This is a genomic window from Ruegeria sp. YTSA135 (assembly GCF_059610165.1).
Window position 1 is genome coordinate 1 of record NZ_JBXWNC010000013.1, and the last position, 17,552, is coordinate 17,552.

Consider the following 17,552-nt stretch of genomic DNA (forward strand, 5'->3'; position numbering starts at 1 on the left):
CGCGGGATGGAGCAGCCCGGTAGCTCGTCAGGCTCATAACCTGAAGGTCGTAGGTTCAAATCCTACTCCCGCAACCACCATAGTCGAACAAAGTACCGAACAAGCCGCCTCAGGGCGGCTTGTTCGTTTTGAGATGACCCCAATCACCGCCGCCAGCGCCCTCCATCGCAAGGTGTTCACCATCCAACTAAAGTGGCGGCTGTCGTTCGATTTTGGATCGCTTTGTTGACAACCGATTCTGAAGCCTGCTGGGTGGGCATTCCGGCGTAAAGTCGCCCATTTCGACTGTTTTTTGTGTATTTGCTTAACAGGTATGGCTTTGCACATTGACATGCGCACGCAAATATATGCCCCGTGCCGCTGTTGTAGCAAAATATTCGAAAGTGATAGTATTAAGCTACATCACTGTATGAAGAAGAGCGTTACGAAAAAATAACTTGAACTGGAAATCAGATGCAGACTTCGAAAGAAATTGTTACAAGATTTTGCGATGCGCTCGCATCTGATGACGACACATTAGCAGCGCAGGAAGGCGAGACGTTTCGCAGTCTGTTTAGATCACAACTATCTTCGCGCAATGCCAAATCATCCGCCGCTATTTCCTCTCTGTATAACGAGGTACGTAACCGTCCGGAAACTTGGGGTAACTTACCAAAATTCGAAGATGCCGGTGATGAATACAAGCCGGACTACAGTATCGCCCCCGGTTTTTCGGTCGTTACATGTTGTATGAACAGAAATGACCACCTCGCTCAGTCCCTGCCAACATGGTTGGCTCATCCGGAAATTGACGAAGTTATCATCGTAGATTGGAGTTCAAGGGTTCCGGTTTCGATCACTTTTGACCAAGCCGGGATACAAGACCCGCGCATACGAATTTTGCGAGTAGAGGATGAGGGCACTTGGATCCTATCCCATGCGTATAACTTGGGCTTTCGAGCGGCGAGCAGGGATAAGATCATTAAAGTTGACAGCGACATCATGCTTGATGCTGGATTCTTTCAACTAAACCCGACTGACGCAGCACGGTTGACCGCCGGAAACTGGCGGCAGGCTAAATCCGGACAGAGCCACGTGAACGGCTTTTTTGTTGTTGGGCGCGATGCGCTTCTAGCTGTAAATGGGTTCAACGAACGGATCGTAACCTATGGGTGGGACGATGACGACTTGTATGAGCGACTGACGAAGGCTGGTGTTCAAAGGAAAGACGTCGACCCCGATACGATCAGGCATATCGACCACTCTGACCTGCGACGGATTGAACACCCGAAATGCAAACCGCTGACCGGTTGGGACGAAATACAGACCTTTCCCCAGTTCTGGATCGCCCTGAACAGGCAATACGCGTCTTCGTGTGCGCCTTGGGATGCAAGTTGCCCGATGACCGCTTTTCGCGTCCTTGGCGACTCCCGTCGCGAACTGAGGCTAAGGCGGAGTCACCCTTACGGAATCGACACAAACCTTATTGGCACCCGCATCGAACGTGCCATAGCGGCCGTCAGCGCGATTGAAGATGCCTTCAGCGGCGTTGCCGTCACGGTGTCACCAGATGTCGTCGATTATGCCCTTATGACGCGTTCGCTGAAAGACGCCGTTGCCGCCATCAGCAACCAGTCTCTGCAGCCTGTTGAGGAAACCAGTGAAGTAACTGCCCCGATCGGGCACCGAATTGACAGGCCAAGGCTTATCCTGGACGCCCAGCACGGGTTGGGGAACCGGCTACGCGCGATCGCTTCGGCCTATGCGTTCGCGCAGGTTCAGGACCGGGAATTGATTATCCAATGGGTCCGTGACGAACATTGTGATTGCAGCTTTGACTCGTTGTTCGACTTTGATGGCACCGTCGAAGATAGCCGAAAGAGCACCGCTGAAGACACTGTCGAAGTCGACCTGATGAACAAAGCGTTTCGAGACGCATTTGATCCTAACTTATTGGTTCGCACAAACCGGGATGTGGTCATTCGGTCCGCTTACAGGTTTACATTTGGCAAACCCTACGACCCAATTGAAAGAGAGTTTCTGCGCACGCTCAAGCCGAGCGCGGACGTACAAACGTTAATCGACTCGGTGCGCAGCCCAAACGACATTGCTGTGCATGTGCGTATGAACGGGGGCGCGTCAACCGATCCTCATGGGGATGTACCGGGCGATTGGTCGCGTTCAGAAGACGAGATTTCAAGGCGGGCCCGTAGCCGATCGCACTATGGGTATTTCTTTAAGCGCCTGGATGAATTGTTGGAGGAGAAAAGCACCCTGACAATTTTCCTCGCGTCGGACAACTCTGAATCCTACGGCGCCTTCAACGCAAAGTATGGTGATCAGGTAACCAGCTTACCAAGGACGGTATATGACCGATCAGAAATGCAGCTTAAATTTGCACTGGCAGACGTGATATTACTGTCGCGCGCACCGGTTTTATTGGGCAGCAATTGGAGTTCCTTTACAGAAATTGCGCATTCAATGTCCGAAAATCAACGTTTGGAAATTTCGGGCCAGCATTTTTGATATAGTCGAAATTTCAAGGACATCCGCTAAAGTAGCAATGCGTACTGATAAAACTGCCAGAGTGAAAATATAAATGAACGACAATAAAACAAGGAGCTTAGCCGTTGAGAAAGTTATCTCAGCGATTAAACAACCGGTGAGTGAAGTTATTGTTCTGGACGGCAGGCATCACTCGGATTGGTGCGCGGCGTATCAGCAGAACGCGATAGAACAAGTATCGCACACCACCTTCGGCAAGTTTACGCAGACCGCTCGTGACAATGTTGCCGAAAATAGTGTGCGAATTGTCCATGTTACCAAAGGTGTTCCCGCAAACAGCCTAAGCGAAGCAGAGCACAGCGTTAGTCTTCTAACGCAACGAGCGGACATAGTGGTTTTCTCGCCGGTTCCCGCTGCTGAGCAGAATGTTCAGGATTTGCTGATCTCGTGGCCCAGCTTTTGGGCCATGCTATTTCTCGCCGAAGGCTTCATTATGCGTGACGTTGTCCGCCCTGCTGTATGGGACAGTTACTACAGTGATTGGGACACGCTGCAGAGCACCATTGTTTTTACCAATTCCGCGTTGGGCGACGCTTGGCTGGACGTTGACGGCAATACCCTCAACTCGGTTGTCGATTATGTCCACCCCTCGTTGTTCGAGATCAGTCTGCAACGCCAGTTGGCATTACAGACAAGCGCGCTATTGTCATTGAATTCGGGTTCTTCCAATCCCGGCGTGTCAGGCGTGTCAGGCGTGTCAGGCGTGTCCGGCGTGTCCGGAGAGTTCGGCTCAAATATCTATATTGCCTTACCCAAACGGTATTCGAAGAAAGAGTACGAAAAGAAACTTTTTCAGGAAAGCCGCAGGTGGTGGCAAGTCGCGGTTTTTTCTCCTTGGCGGATTTCGTATTGGGGTGATCTGTGGCGTTTGCAGCGGCGAACCAAGCGTCGAATGAAATCTAAATAGCCTGGCTGTTATGCCCTGAAATGCGCATAAATCACTTTCTGCAAGATTTTTTACTAAAATCCGCGTCAGTGTTTGAAACCCGTATCCATCAGCGGTTGCTACACCGTGACCTGATCTATTGACGCATAGTCGGGTGATTTTTTGTTGCGATGGCAATCTGACGGCCATTGCAGGGTGACACTGCACACGGGAACTTGCAAAAAAGTATCATTAAAGTTTTGATATAAATCCAATTTTCGCCACACAGACCACATGGCTGCGGCGCGTCGCTTCTTTAGCCCTGATCTGGATCGTTACAGGATTCGGAGACAGAACAATGCCGCGCTTCATCAATCGTTTTGCTAAAACCCGCCGGACCGCGAAGGGTCTGTTTTCCCGCGGAGGCATCAGGTTCGTTCCCGCGTTTCTGGCCGTTGCGGTGTTGCTGCCTGCGGTCAATGCGCCGTCCCGTGCCGTAGCACAGCAGCTCTATATCATTGGAAATGATCGCGGCGGATATCTGCATGACCGCTTGATTGAGCTGGAAAACCTTCAGCGCAACGGTATCCAAGTCGAAATTCGCGGTCGTGTTTGTTACTCCACATGTACACTGTTCCTCGGCCTTGACGGAACCTGCATCGATCCGGACACAGTTTTTGGTTTCCACGGCCCGTCCCGCAGCGGAAGACGCTTGGCAGAAAAGGACTTTGACTACTTCAGCAATGTCATGGCGGATTACTACCCTGAGCCGTTGAAGTCATGGTTCATGAACAAGGCACGCAATCGGATCAATGGTGTCTATAAGGTCAAAGGCAGCGAGATTATACGCATGGGTGTGCCCCCATGTCGGTCCGCCTGACCTAATCTTGCCCGCAGACGGGCCCCCAGATATCAAGCGGGCAGCCATAACCAGTGCTTTGTCCAGCGCGTTGGATGGTTTTTGGCCACCGGACAGGAGATAGGCGCATGGTGCTGTCATCGCTTATGCGACGAATAGGACGACGCAAAACGTTCTCGCCACCGAAACCAGACGGTCCGATATGCGTGATTGGTGACGTGCATGGCTGTATCGTTCAGTTGGAAAAGCTCCTAGCTCAATTGCCGCAGGCCCACCGGGTGATACTGGTTGGCGACTACGTTGATCGTGGTGAACAAAGTGCCGAGGTATTGCGCCTGATCAGTGCACGTCGCGATCTGACTTGCCTGCGGGGCAACCACGAAGAGATGATGCTGCGCTTTCTCAAAGATCCCCAATGCCACGGCCCGCGATGGCTTCGCAATGGTGGATTACAAACACTTGCCTCGTTTGGAGTTCGTGGGGTGCGGCCCGAGATGAGCGGCGATGAACTGGCCGAGTGTCGGGACAGCCTGCAAGAGGCGATGGGTGAATCGCTACTCCAGTGGATGACGGGGTTGAGGACATACGACCTGTCGGGCAACGTTCTTGTGGCGCATGCAGGCGCTGATCCTGACGTCGCACCGAGCGAGCAATCGGACACTGTCCTTGTCTGGGGACATCCATCATTTCAGTCTACCGATCGCCGAGATGATGTTTGGGTTGTCCACGGGCATACGATCGTCCCCGTGGCCGAAGCGCGGCGGGGGCGTATTGCTATTGATACAGGCGCTTTCGCAACAGGTGTCCTGAGTGCGGTCTGCTTGGATGGAAGCGACCCAAGATTTCTGATGGCACAAGTCTGAAGGGTTGCTTCTTTAGGGGCGATCCGGTGCAATTCTGTCGCTAGGCTTGCTTTTTCAAGTTGAAGCAGAGCAAAATCTTGTAAATGCAAGTTACATCCAATAGGGCCTGTACAATATACGTCAGGTTTCGAGCTTATCATGATGATCACTCCTGTCCTCCTGTGCGGAGGGTCCGGAACACGTCTTTGGCCGCTGTCCCGGAAAAGCTATCCCAAACAGTTTGTACCGCTTGTAGGAGAGGAAACTCTTTTTCAGGCCTCTGCCCGCCGTCTTTCGGGCACAACCGAAACGCTCCAGTTTTCAACGCCCACTGTTTTGACCAATTCGGATTTCCGATTCATCGTCGCCGAGCAATTGCAGGCCGTCGGCATTGATCCCGGCGTCATTTTGATCGAACCCGAAGGCCGCAATACCGCTCCGGCGGTCTTGGCTGCCGCGTTGCACAGCCATGCCAAAGACCCGGATGCGGTGCTGCTGGTCGCACCCTCCGATCACGTTGTGCCAGACGTTGCCGCATTTCACGCCGCTGTCGCACGCGGCATGGAAGCCGTCGCGCAAGGGCAGTTGGTCACATTTGGCATTACTCCGGCGCATCCGGAAACCGCTTACGGGTATCTTGAATTGGCAACCACGCCCGACGATAGTGGATCGCCTGTTCCTCTGAAGCAATTTGTTGAAAAACCCGATTTGGCCCGAGCGACCGAGATGCTTGAGGCTGGGAATTTCAAATGGAATGCCGGGATTTTCCTGTTCCGTGCCTCTGACATGATCGCAGCCTTCCGGGAATATGCACCGGAATTGATGGCTCCGGTAGAAGAGGCCGTTGAGACAGCCAAACCCGATCTGGGCTTTTTGCGTCTGAACCCGGACCCTTGGGGGCGGGCCAAGGATATCTCGATTGACTACGCAGTGATGGAGAAGGCAACAAACCTGTCCGTTGTCCCTTTTGATGCGGCCTGGTCCGATCTGGGCGGCTGGGACGCGGTTTGGCGTGAAAGCGGGCCAAATGCCGATGGTGTCGTGACCGGGGGCGCGGCGACGGCGATCGACTGTCAGAACTCGCTTTTGCGGTCGGACAGCGATCAGTTGGAACTGGTGGGTATTGGTTTGGACAACATCATCGCGGTGGCAATGAATGATGCGGTTCTGGTGGCAGACTCCTCGCGTGCGCAGGATGTCAAGGCAGCCGTGACCGCCTTGAAGAAAAAAGGCGCTCCGCAGGCGACCGCTTTCCCCAAGGATCACCGCCCCTGGGGGTGGTTCGAAAGCCTTGTGGTCGGCGAGAGGTTTCAGGTGAAGCGCATTCATGTGCACCCCGGTGCGTCGCTCAGTCTGCAAAGCCACTTTCACCGGTCAGAGCATTGGATCGTGGTCGAAGGGACAGCCCGCGTAACCATCGATGATCGGCAGCAATTGGTGACCGAGAATCAGTCGGTCTATATCCCGCTCGGGGCTGTTCACCGCATGGAAAACCCTGGCAAGGTTCCAATGGTCCTGATCGAGGTCCAGACCGGCGTGTATGTCGGTGAGGATGACATCGTTCGGTACGAGGACAAATATGCGCGTGGTCAGGGCGCGAAGGGTTAGCGGACAAAACTCTCTCAGCCTATTCAGTCATAGCTGCACAACCAAAAGCCCCCGAGCGGGGCTTTATTGTTGCCGTAAAGCGGACTGATGGGGTGCAACGCACGGTCGGCTTTCAGGGCGTTAAGCGGATTTTCCTAGCGTGCCGTCAATTGTTACAACACGTGAGGCCTGAGCCATGACATCCAATCCCTTCACCGAGCGCGCGTCCAGCCTGTCAGGCCCTGCACGAGATGTTGCACCTGTTACGCCGTCCGACACGACCGATTTGGCCAACGTGGCGATCAGTCTCTACATCGAAACAGGAGGCACCGTGGCGGTAACTACTGTTCGCGGGGAAACGCGTACCGTTCAGGTGGCGGATTTTTCCATCCTGCCTGTCGGTGTCGCACGCGTTCACGCCACAGGGACAACTGCGTCGGGTATCCACGCCTTTGTACTTGCCTGACGCAGCCGGTTCACACGTAGTGTCTGACCGACAGGACCCTGCGGCTTGAATTCAGGTCGCTGGGGTTTGTCTGTTTCCTACACAGTCTTAATCCGCGCCAAACAAGTCGCGGGTAAAGACCTTGTCTCGCACATCCTTTATCTCGTCCGAAAGGCGGTTAGCGACGATCAGGTCGGCCTGCTGCTTGAAGGCATCAAGATCGCGGATCAAAGGTGAGTGAAAGAAATGCTCCGCCGACAGTACCGGTTCGTAGACAATGACCTGTATGCCCTTGGCCTTGATCCTTTTCATGATGCCCTGGACTGAGCTTTGACGAAAATTGTCACTGCCTTCCTTCATGACAAGCCGATAGATGCCAACCGTTTTCGGACCTCTCATCAGGATCTGGTCGCTAAGGAAATCTTTGCGGGTACGATTTGCATCGACGATGGCCCGGATCAGGTTCTGCGGGACGTGATTGTAATTTGCCAGCAACTGCTTGGTGTCCTTGGGCAAACAATAGCCGCCATAACCAAAAGACGGGTTGTTGTAATGCGTGCCGATCCGCGGGTCGAGGCTGACGCCTTCTATGATCTGGCGTGGATCCATCCCACCGGCCAGAGAGTAGCTGTCGAGCTCATTGAAAAAGGCCACGCGCATCGCAAGGTAGGTATTGGCGAAGAGCTTGATCGCCTCGGCCTCATCCGGATCCGTGAACAGAACCGGCACGTCCTTGTCCAAGGCCCCCTCTAACAACAGGTCGGCAAACACTCTGGCGCGGTCAGACCGTTCGCCGACAATGATCCGGCTGGGATGCAGGTTGTCGTACAACGCGCGGCCTTCGCGCAGGAATTCGGGCGAAAAAAACACGTTTTCAGTTCCGAACCGCGCACGCGCCTCAGTAACAAAGCCGACGGGGATGGTGGATTTGATCACGATCACAGCACCAGGGTTCAGCGCTGTAACCTGTTCGATCACCGCCTCGACCGAGCTGGTATCAAAATAGTTGCTACGCGAATCATAGTTGGTCGGTGTAGCGACCACGACAAAGTCCGCCCCGACATAGGCAGTTTCTGGATTTGTAGTGGCCGAAAGGTTGAGCGTGCGATTGCTCAGAAAATCTTTGATTTCGGCATCCTGGATCGGGCTTTGTCGTTGGTTGATAAGGGCTACACGATCTTCTGATACGTCAAGGGCCACCACTTCGTGGTTTTGTGCAAGCAGCACCGCGTTGGACAAGCCGACATAGCCGATACCGGCGATCGCGATTTTCATATCGCTGTTCCTTGTGTAACCAGAACCCTAAAACCCCGCCCGACCATAATCATGTTTTTACTGTCTGATAAGCTCTGGAAACAATTCAGGGCGATTATTCGGCTCGACCCTTTGTCGTACGCGGGTTTTTAGGGCAGTGTCCCGTCGGTTGTGTCAATTCACGGCAGCATTGATCGGCGTTGTGATGAGGGACGGCGTGATCTGACTTATAGTTCGGCCCCAACGAGTGACGGGGTTTTCGGCGATGAAGATGATATCGTTGCTTCGCAGTTCGAACTGGGCGGCCAGTGTCAGGTGCCCTGCGTTCCTCGTATCAAGGTGCCAGGCTGTGACCGCACCGAGCTCACGGAGGTCTTGAGCCGCGCGCAGAACATAGATTTCAGAGACATCGCCGGTTTCCTTGGCGATGCCGCCACCGGTGTCATACAGTGCATCGGCCAGAGTGGCCTTGTGGTTGAAGGGCAGGACGTAACGGCCCTGGGTGCGCACCTCGCCAGAAAGGTAGACGTAGTCGCGGTCAACGGCGTTCAGGTCTATGGACTGGATGAAATTGCTGCGGCGCTCCTCCAGATCGGCGCGGCGCAGGTTCACCGCGGTGGTCAGCTCTTGCAGGGCGGTCTGGCGGCCCTTCAGTATCGTCTCGCGCAGGGCGATTTGTTGCGCGAAATAGCGCTCGGCGCGGTCCAGATCATAGTCCGTGTCGACAAAAACCGCATCATCAGCGATCAGATCAAGATTTTGCAGTTCGGTGCGCGAGTAGAGGTCTTCAAGCGGTATCTGATACACCTGCCCGTCGCGGTAGATGCGAACCGAGGAGTTGTCTATATCGCTGACCGAAACTGAGCCAGCGGCAGAAAGCGCCTCGCCCAATGTAAGTCGGGTCAGCGTAACAGGTTGCAAGCCCGGTCGTCCTACAGCGCCGCCGACTGAGACGCGGCGGGAGTTGAACTCAGCTATTTCAAGGCTGAAGGTGGGGTCGATCTGGTTTTCTACCAGGCGTTGGAACAGTTGCGCCTCGGCCTCATCCACGGTCAGGCCGTCCAGTCGAACGCGTCCCAGATCGGGAATGTTGATCGCGCCGTCATCCTGCACGGTATAGCCGTTGCGGCTGTTCTGCGCGGTCAGCAGACCCGACAACTCAGCGGCGGTTCCTTGTGTGGACGGTGTGGACAGCACCAGCACGTCGCCAATGCCGATGGTATAAGGGCCGAGGTTGACCTGCGGCGGCGGGTCTAGTTGCAACCCGGCGCGCGAGCCATCTTGGGTCGAGGGTGCCTGAGGCAATGGGCCGGTGCCACGCAGACCGGTATCGGAACCCGATCCGGCTGACACGCCGAACACCGAGGGGAGCGTTTTGGGGGAATAGGGCGCGCGGTTGGCGATCAGAACGGTTTCGGGCGTGACCGGTACGACACGGACCTTTCCGGCATCTGACACGCCTGCGGTCACCGAAGGGCTGCGGTAGATGGTCGAGCATCCGGCGATCAGACCGGTCAGAGCCAGAGCACCTAGGAAAACTGGAAGATGGCGCATCAGAGGGCCTCCGCTGTTCAAAGACTTACAGGTCATCGGGCACGACTTTTATTGCCATGTTGCCCAGAAAAGTGTCGGTCCATTGCGAGGATTGGACGATACGGCCGGTGCTGTCCCGCACCCAGTAGATGTTGGTGAAGCTTTCGGCCAGCCCATAGCAGTCTTCCTGCCGCTTTTGCGTGGCAACGGGCATGCCTTGCAGGATCACGGTCTCGGGTCCCAGCGTGGAAACCCGGCATTTATAGGCGTGCAGCTCAATATCATCATTGCCGTTGAGAAAGCTTAGAAAGCGTACGGCCTGACCCGTGCCGCCGCTCAGGATCAGGTCGGCGCTTTGGTGGATTTCCGACCCGGCCAAGCCGCCACCGAACCCCTTAGCCGAGGTAAGCAAACCCTGATCCAGTGTGATGGTTGCGCCATCTGCGGTCAGCCAGGTCTGTACCCCCTCGCGTTCGGTCTCAAGCAGCATGACACCGGCCAAATCGCGTGACGGGAAGCCAACCTCAAGCCGGGGTGGAAGCGGGCGGCGTGCGACCAGCGCCTCGGCCCGCGGGTGCAGCCGGGGCGCATCAGGAAACAACGCACCTTTCAGCAGATCAACATCATCCCGCGCTTCACCGCAGGAGATCAAAAACAAGGCCAGCAAGGCGGGACGCAGCGCCTTCATCGCCAGAACCTTCCCCAACTGCGGGCAAGGTTTTGTGCGCGAGCTTCACGTGTGACGCCATAGAGCCGGTTGCGCACGTTCAACCGCGCCCCGCCGTCGCGCAGGACCGGACGAATGGTTTGTGCAACCTTGTTTCGGGATGGGCGTCCGGTCAGCCACGAAACGGGGATTTCCAGTCGGATGCCCTTGTCAAACGAGCCTTCGCCGAACTCTTCTGAACTGACATTGGTCAGGGTGAAAAACGCGCCGACCTTGAAGCCATTGGTGAACTCGCGATCCAGCGTGAATGTGGCACCGTAATCGCCAGCCAGATAGCGCCCGACATCGACCTGCGCGTGGTAATCACCGGGCAAGTCGTAATAGGCCGAGGCATGACCAGTGCCGACGGAGTAGCTTTTAAAACCGAACAGTACGTCGAAATCGCGTTGTGCGACATAGTTGGCCTCAACCCCCAGGGCGAGACGGTTGTTGGTTGGGTACCAGAGCAACTCGACCGAAACCCCGCCGAACATGGTCTCCAGATACCCCAGAGAGGTGCGGGCATAGAGGTTCTTGCCGGGTCGCCAGATGTATTCGGCGGTCAAATGCTCGATCCGCAGGTTGGAGTCCCGCGCATAACGCGCCCAATCCGAACGCACGCGTGGCAGCGTCGAGTCTGAGATCCGCGTGCTGTCATCCAGTGTACTCAGGATCGGTAGGCGCAGGCCGGTCGATAAGGTGAAGCCGGGCGACAGGATGTAATCCAACCCCAGCGCAGCCCCCAGTTCGTATCGCAGCGGGTCGTCAGGGTCAAAAAACGAGAAGTTCAGATAGGGACCGAAGCGATAAGTGAAATGCGGGAAAGCATCGGTGAGGGTGCCACCCTGCACCAGCGGCAATGTGTCTGAAATCTCGGCCCGGGCAAAACTGCGCCAGGCATTGTCGGAATCATGCTCCAGTTCATACAGGTCGCTGCGATTGATCCGCACCGCGCTGAGCGGGACACCGTTCGACATAAGGGCGATATCGAATTGCTCGGTCCGGGGTGGTTGTTCATTGGCCAGCACGCGGGCGGTCCGGCCCAGAGCCTGTGCCGCCTGTCCGTAGGTGGGATTTTCGACCCCGACCTGAACGGTGTCCCCGGCCCCGGACAGGTAGATCAGCCTCAGCCCCTCCTGGTTCAGCGCGGCCTGCAACTGATCCCGAATGCCGCCCGGGCTGCGCTTGGCAGTAGCGGCAACCTGCGACTTGGGCCGCAACGGCGGCGGTGCTGCACCTTGCCCGCCCGGAACCACAGATTTGCGCGGGTCGATGAAATAGCTGAAGCTAAGCCCGAGCGAGGCGCCATAAAGGTATGAGGCCGTCAACTGCGATCCATTGCGAAACCGGTATTGCAAGCCAAAATTAAAAGGGGATTTGACCCTGAAACTGTCGTTTACGCTTTCCTGAGTGTAAAGGTCGGGGGAATACTCGGCCAGAAATGTCAGCCGGTCATCGTATTGCCAGCTTGCCCCGCCGAAAAGGGCGGCGTCACCATGGAACCAGTTGCCAAAATCCAGCTCGCCCGTCTCTCCTGTATTCGAAGCGGGCCGTGTGTCGAACTGGTTGCCCAAGGCGCCCAGTGGATTCGAAAAAGAGCCCCGCCCCGCCACGCGTCCCCAGCCAATACCGCCGGTTAGTTTGAACTGATCCTGAAAGGTCTTTGTGGCCACCAAATACTCTGCAGCATAGATGCCAGTGCCTCCGAAATCGCGCAAACCCAACGCGATGGCCGGACTGCGTTTACTTTCGTCACGCAGCCGAAAATGGAGGTCGAAGCTGCGGTCATAGCGTGTTGTGCCCGACCCATCCAAATCGTGAATGACCGCATACCGGAAACTGCCGTGAACCCAGGGGAGCATCTGGAATGTCATAGTGGCCCGACCGGTTTTTTGGAATCCGGCGGCGGTGAAGACAAGCGTGCCGTCCTCAAACATTTCAGCGGTCGGTATCTCAAGCAGGCCGGGCGTTCCATAGCTTGAAACGGTCTGCGCCTGTGCTGCGGTGGTTGAAACAGCACAAATTAGCGCCAAAAGACTTCGCTGCGCAGGATTTACAGTTCGGGTCTTGATGCTTGGCCTTTGCTTTTTCGCGGCCTGACCGGTGGCCATTCCCGGCGGCATCTCAGCTGTTTCGTTGTGGCTAATATCACTTTGAAAAGAAGTAATTTTACCAGCTCGGATGTGAAAATCTTTCAGCGGTTGCATTCTCAGTTCCGACCCGGTGTGCTAGCGTCGGGCCAGCATTTATCAAGGAGATGCACGATGATCAGGGCGAGCCTTCTGATTCTGGCCTTTTCCACCACCAGCGCATATGCGCAGGCCACCACCGATGGGGCCATAAACCAGAATGACGATGTTCGCACCGCCGCAACGGACGAAGCGATCAACGCGGCGGCAGAGGCGGGAGTGACCGGTTTCGTACCGCTTGTAGCGCCTGCGCTTGGTGTGGCTGCCGCCGCAGTTGGTGTGGCCGCGGCTGGCAGCGGCAGCGGTTCATCGAACAGCACTACAAGCACGGTCGGCACCTCGAATTAAGTCGCTGGCTCAAACGGAACGAAACAGCGCGAAACACCATGGCGCTGTTTTTTGTGCCCAACACCAGACCTAGTTGCTGTAATACGTCGTGGCATAGTTACCGTAAGCATAGCCATAATGCCGCGCGCTGCGTGTATTGATCTGGCCGAGAACAAGTCCAGTAAAGCGCTGGTTGTCGGTGTGAAAAAGGCGGAGTGTTTCTGCGACGTCTTGTTCGGATGTGTCGTTCCATTTGACTGTTAACAGCACTGCATCTGCATTGCGCGCGATCAGGCGTGCATCTGACACCAACAGGATCGGCGGTGTGTCGATCAGTATGACGTCATAGAACGTGCGCATCTCGTCCAGGAATTGCCGGAACCGCTCTGACGCGAAAAGGTCCGCAGCGTTGGCCGAGGTCCTCTCACCCGCCAGAACATCACAGGCCAGAAGCGGATCTTGGAAAATGGCCTCTTGCGCCGATACATCTGCCGCCAGAACGGATACGATCCCGTGTTTCGGGGCATTATTCAGCTGCGATGTCAAGGTCAGGCGCCGGATATCACCTTCGATCAACAAAACCTTTTTGCCGATGCCCACAAAGTTCTGCGCCAGTGCCAACGCGTTTGTTGTCTTGCCTTCACCAGGAAGCGATGATGTCATTACGACAACCTGAGGCGGGCGGTCGACGTTGGACAACATCAAAGAGGTACGCAGGTTGCGCATGGCCTCTGCAGTGGCCGAAGAAGGCTTTTCAGCGAGATATTCCAATACCTTGCGGCGACCACGTGCGGGAAAGGTTGGTATCTGGCCAAGAACGCTGTAGCCTGTCTTTCCTTCCAATTCCCGCGTCGAGCGGTAGCCCTTTCGCCGCACCTCGGCCAGCAAGATGACTGCTGTGCCAGCCAAAAAACCCAAAACGGCCATTGCCGCAAGGATCAGACCCTTTTTGGGTTCGGATGGATCCTTTGGAATAACGGCACGCGAAAGTTGCCGGCTATCAGCTTTCTGGATACCCTCTTGCGCTGATGTTTCTTTCAGTCGTGCAAGGAAATACTCATAGAGTAGACGCACGGCTTCAGCCTCGCGAGCCAGCTGTTGAAGTGTGATCAGATCAGTGCTTTGCTGGGCAATCTTCTGGCCCAACTCCTCGATCGACACCATCAGGGTCTGAACCTGCTGTGTCGCGCGCTGGGCTTCGATCGCGGTTCGCGCACGCACGCGCCGGAAGGCCGTATCAAAGGTGGCTTTTGCTGAACCGGCTCCGTCGATCTGGGTCAGCAGCCGTTGCAGTTGTGGGTCTTGACTGGCTTTTGCTTGTTCCTTGCGGCTTTTGGCTGCGTTCAAAACCTCATATCGCGCCTGCGCAGCAGCGCGGATAGATTCTGCAGATGCGCGGCGTTCACGCAAATCCTTTAGCTGTATTTCTTGCAGTTTCAATGCCTCGGGCGAGATCAGTGCCGTCGCAGAATTGAAGTCGCTGACCTTTGCCTCGGCTGTTTCCAGGTCGATCTGCAACTCGGCTACGCGGTCGGTTAGCCATGCGGTTGCCTGCTCGGTCGCCTCGAATTTTACTTCGATCTGGCTCAGCACATAAAGCTCGACAATCGTGTCCGCGATCAGGGCCGATTTGCGCGGTGACCCGGTTTCAATCGTCACTTCAAAGACCAAACTTTGTGGTACGTTGCGGATCGACACCTGCTTGAGCAACGCGGTAATCACATCGTCCCGAAGTATTTGGTCCGCCAGTTTCTCCGACGCCGCCTCGGGGATAGGTTTAAGCCGAAACGTTTTCGCAAAGAGTTCCTTCACCTTTTCAATAGTCGTTTCAGGTCGCAGGTTGGCGTTGAATTCCGGATCCAGGATCAGGTTCAACTTGTCCACAACCTTGCCCATCAGGCCACGTGACCGAAGAACTTCAAGCTCGGAATTGACTTCTGCTGTGTCACCGGCCAGGCCACCCACCACAGATTGCAGATCAATCACGCTGGTCTGATCGGTTTCCAGCATGACCACTGCGGACGACCTGTAGATCGGGGCAGCACCGAAAAAAGCATAAAACGCCCCGGTCAGAATGAACAGAATGCTGATCAGCGAGATGAACCACTTACCACGCCACAACGTGCCCATTAAAGCACCCAGGTCGATAACGTCACTTGCAGGCGCGTGTTCGAAAGGGGACCGACTTGATGGGAACTGCGCGTTCTGTATTGGGGATTGCTTCATAATTTACGTCAAAACCCCGCAATTTCCAGCACTCGCATAACGCGAAGGCCGCGGCTTCCAAAACATGGGTGAAAGTCTGCGCATCTGTTACAGCCCCGTTCTGCGAAGTACGGCCGAAGCTGTCAAAAAGATGATCCTCAGATCGTTCAGAAAGCTTCGATGTTCGAGGTATGTGACATCCATCGCCACCCGCTCGGAATAGCTGATGCTATTGCGACCCGATACTTGCCACAGCCCGGTTATACCCGGCTTCTGCGCCAGGTAGGCCGAGGCGCAGCTGCCATATTTGATCAACTCGACCGCAACTACAGGGCGCGGTCCGACAAAACTCATCTCACCTTTCAAGACATTCCAAATCTGTGGCAACTCATCCAGACTGAAGGTGCGCAGTATGCGCCCCAAATGGTTGATCCTAGGATCATCTTTCAGTTTTTGGTGGTGCTCCCACTCGCTTGCGGCGTCGGGATTCGCGTTCAGATATTTTTGCAGCCGTGTTTCAGCATCGACGACCATGGTGCGAATCTTCCAACAATTGAAAGGCTTGGCGTCTTGCCCCACACGCTTATGACCAAAGAAGCCGGGCCCTCCATCGCGGCGCACAAGGAACCACAGTAGGGCAATGGCCGGAATAACAACGGGCAATAGCACCAGGGCGAGAACAACGTCAAAAGTACGTTTCCCAACGCTTGAATACAAACCTGCTGGGGCTGAGCAAGACGTAGGCTGTCCTGCTTGCCGGCTTGACATCTGCGTTGGGGACGAGACATCCAACATTGTTTTTTCATCCTGGCGCCAGTGATCCGCGTAGATTGCATCGAAGACGCAATCAATCGGTGTCTCGGATAACTACGCAACGGGAAAAGATTAAGATGCAAAATGAACGAGTATGAGAAATTTCCTGCGTCTGACATGGTTTTACGCCGAATCTGATAGGTAAAAGCCGCTTGCCAAATACTTTTGCCCCCATACCACCACAGATTGTGTCGATCACAATCGATTGGGTGCCACGCAATGCGAAGCTGTCCTGCGTCTGGACAGTCTTCCTTTGTGCCAGTAATTCCACCGGCGGCGCTGCAGCCACGCTGAAATTGGTTGGGCATCATATGAAAAAATTGACTGAAAAGACGAAAAATGCTGCCATCTCGCCACACAGGAGAGTGTTATGAAAAAAGCTAAATTCTCAAGACGAATGCTGCTGGCTGCGGCCGCGGCGATATCTACCTTGTACTCCGCTGGTCTGGCGGCGGCAGAAACTGTCAAGGTGGCGGCGATATATACTTTGCCGGTTGAACAGCAATGGATCAGCCGCATTCACAAGGCTCTGAACACCGCAGCCGAGAGGGGCGACATCGAATACGTGTTCTCAGAAAACGTCGCAAACACGGATTATGAGCGGGTCATGCGTGAATATGCCGAACAGGGCGCTCAGCTGATTGTGGGCGAGGTTTTTGGCCTGGAACGCGCAGCACGCAAAGTGGCAAAGGACTATCCCGACACCGCGTTTCTGATGGGTTCGTCCTTTGGACCGGTGGCGCCTAACTTTTCGGTCTTTGACAACTGGATCCACGAACCGTCTTACCTGACCGGTATGGTGGCCGGGGCGGCGACTGAGTCGAACGTTATCGGTATGGTCGGCGGCTATGCGATCCCCGAAGTGAACCGCCTGATGAACGCCTTCATGGATGGCGCGCGTGAGGTGAACCCGGATGTTACCTTCCTGGTGACCTTCATCGACAGCTGGTATGACCCGCCCAAGGCCAAGGAAAGCGCCATCGCGATGATGGATGCGGGGGCTGACATCATGTATGCCGAACGTTTTGGCGTTTCGGACGCGGCGGTGGAGCGTGGTGTAAAAGCAGTGGGCAACGTCATCGACACTTCGGGTGACTATCCGGGTACGATCATGGCATCTGCCCTTTGGCATATGGAGCCAACCATCGACAAGGCCATTGCCAATGTTGCAAATGGGTTATTCGAAGCAGCAGATTACGGCCAGTACAGCTTTATGGGCTATGGCGGTGGCTCACTTGTTCTGGATGAGGAACTTGTTTCAGCCGAAGTCATCGAGGCGGTGAATGCCCGCCAAGCCGAGATCCTGGACGGTCTGTTTCGTGTAAACGTGAACGACGACCGCCCGGTTTCTGATAATTGATTACTTTTGGGCCGGTCGTCATG

Annotated in this window: 14 protein-coding genes and 1 tRNA gene; 9 read left to right on the plus strand and 6 right to left on the minus strand. The window is 55.3% G+C overall.

What is annotated here, in order from left to right; genetic code table 11:
* The 7 genes from AC2FIT_RS16020 to AC2FIT_RS16050 all read left to right on the plus strand — a co-directional run bounded on the left by AC2FIT_RS16020 (position 1) and on the right by AC2FIT_RS16050 (position 7,163).
* Positions 1 to 77: transfer RNA gene (locus AC2FIT_RS16020), tRNA-Met, on the plus strand.
* A gap of 904 nt (positions 78 to 981) precedes the next feature.
* Positions 982 to 2,505 carry a galactosyltransferase-related protein gene (locus AC2FIT_RS16025; RefSeq protein WP_496831052.1) on the plus strand — a complete coding sequence of 508 codons (1,524 nt, stop codon included), beginning with the start codon at positions 982 to 984 and terminating at the stop codon, positions 2,503 to 2,505.
* A 136-nt stretch (positions 2,506 to 2,641) separates the two neighbouring features.
* On the plus strand, positions 2,642 to 3,451 hold the full coding sequence (locus tag AC2FIT_RS16030; RefSeq protein ID WP_496831053.1) for a hypothetical protein: 810 nt from the start codon (positions 2,642 to 2,644) through the stop codon (positions 3,449 to 3,451).
* Positions 3,452 to 3,767: 316 nt separating this feature from the next.
* A complete protein-coding gene (locus AC2FIT_RS16035; protein ID WP_496831054.1) occupies positions 3,768 to 4,289 on the plus strand; it encodes a hypothetical protein in 522 nt (173 codons plus the stop codon).
* 107 nt (positions 4,290 to 4,396) lie between these two features.
* Positions 4,397 to 5,131 (plus strand): metallophosphoesterase family protein, encoded by a 735-nt coding sequence (locus tag AC2FIT_RS16040; RefSeq protein WP_496831055.1) that lies wholly within the window; start codon positions 4,397 to 4,399, stop codon positions 5,129 to 5,131.
* 138 nt (positions 5,132 to 5,269) lie between these two features.
* Positions 5,270 to 6,718, plus strand: coding sequence for a mannose-1-phosphate guanylyltransferase/mannose-6-phosphate isomerase (locus AC2FIT_RS16045; RefSeq protein ID WP_496831056.1), 1,449 nt, complete (start codon positions 5,270 to 5,272; stop codon positions 6,716 to 6,718).
* A 175-nt stretch (positions 6,719 to 6,893) separates the two neighbouring features.
* Positions 6,894 to 7,163 (plus strand): spike base protein, RCAP_Rcc01079 family, encoded by a 270-nt coding sequence (locus AC2FIT_RS16050; protein WP_496831057.1) that lies wholly within the window; start codon positions 6,894 to 6,896, stop codon positions 7,161 to 7,163.
* 87 nt (positions 7,164 to 7,250) lie between these two features.
* Here the strand turns inward: AC2FIT_RS16050 and AC2FIT_RS16055 are convergent, their stop codons facing one another.
* The 4 genes from AC2FIT_RS16055 to AC2FIT_RS16070 all read right to left on the minus strand — a co-directional run bounded on the left by AC2FIT_RS16055 (position 7,251) and on the right by AC2FIT_RS16070 (position 12,842).
* The gene (locus AC2FIT_RS16055) at positions 7,251 to 8,417 is read right to left on the minus strand and encodes a nucleotide sugar dehydrogenase (protein ID WP_496831058.1); all 1,167 of its coding nucleotides are present in this window, start codon (positions 8,415 to 8,417) and stop codon (positions 7,251 to 7,253) included.
* Between the two features lie 153 nt (positions 8,418 to 8,570).
* On the minus strand, positions 8,571 to 9,950 hold the full coding sequence (locus AC2FIT_RS16060) for a polysaccharide biosynthesis/export family protein (RefSeq protein WP_496831059.1): 1,380 nt from the start codon (positions 9,948 to 9,950) through the stop codon (positions 8,571 to 8,573).
* Positions 9,951 to 9,975: 25 nt separating this feature from the next.
* The gene (locus tag AC2FIT_RS16065; protein ID WP_496831060.1) at positions 9,976 to 10,617 is read right to left on the minus strand and encodes a YjbF family lipoprotein; all 642 of its coding nucleotides are present in this window, start codon (positions 10,615 to 10,617) and stop codon (positions 9,976 to 9,978) included.
* The gene (locus AC2FIT_RS16070) at positions 10,614 to 12,842 is read right to left on the minus strand and encodes a YjbH domain-containing protein (protein ID WP_496831061.1); all 2,229 of its coding nucleotides are present in this window, start codon (positions 12,840 to 12,842) and stop codon (positions 10,614 to 10,616) included. The genes AC2FIT_RS16065 and AC2FIT_RS16070 overlap by 4 nt, the downstream gene beginning before the upstream one ends.
* Before the next feature lie 57 nt (positions 12,843 to 12,899).
* Between AC2FIT_RS16070 and AC2FIT_RS16075 the strand changes: the two genes are divergently transcribed.
* A complete protein-coding gene (locus tag AC2FIT_RS16075; RefSeq protein WP_496831062.1) occupies positions 12,900 to 13,172 on the plus strand; it encodes a hypothetical protein in 273 nt (90 codons plus the stop codon).
* Positions 13,173 to 13,241: 69 nt separating this feature from the next.
* On the opposite strand, the gene AC2FIT_RS16080 is transcribed toward AC2FIT_RS16075, so the two are convergent.
* Positions 13,242 to 15,377: a GumC family protein gene (locus AC2FIT_RS16080; RefSeq protein WP_496831063.1), complete on the minus strand. Its 2,136-nt coding sequence runs from the start codon at positions 15,375 to 15,377 to the stop codon at positions 13,242 to 13,244.
* Positions 15,378 to 15,464: 87 nt separating this feature from the next.
* A complete protein-coding gene (locus AC2FIT_RS16085; RefSeq protein ID WP_496831155.1) occupies positions 15,465 to 16,124 on the minus strand; it encodes a sugar transferase in 660 nt (219 codons plus the stop codon).
* 415 nt (positions 16,125 to 16,539) lie between these two features.
* Here AC2FIT_RS16085 and AC2FIT_RS16090 point away from each other — a divergent pair, with 415 nt between their 5' ends.
* Entirely contained in the window at positions 16,540 to 17,529 is a 990-nt protein-coding gene (locus AC2FIT_RS16090) for a BMP family protein (protein WP_496831064.1), read from the plus strand.
* Positions 17,530 to 17,552 lie beyond the last annotated feature (23 nt).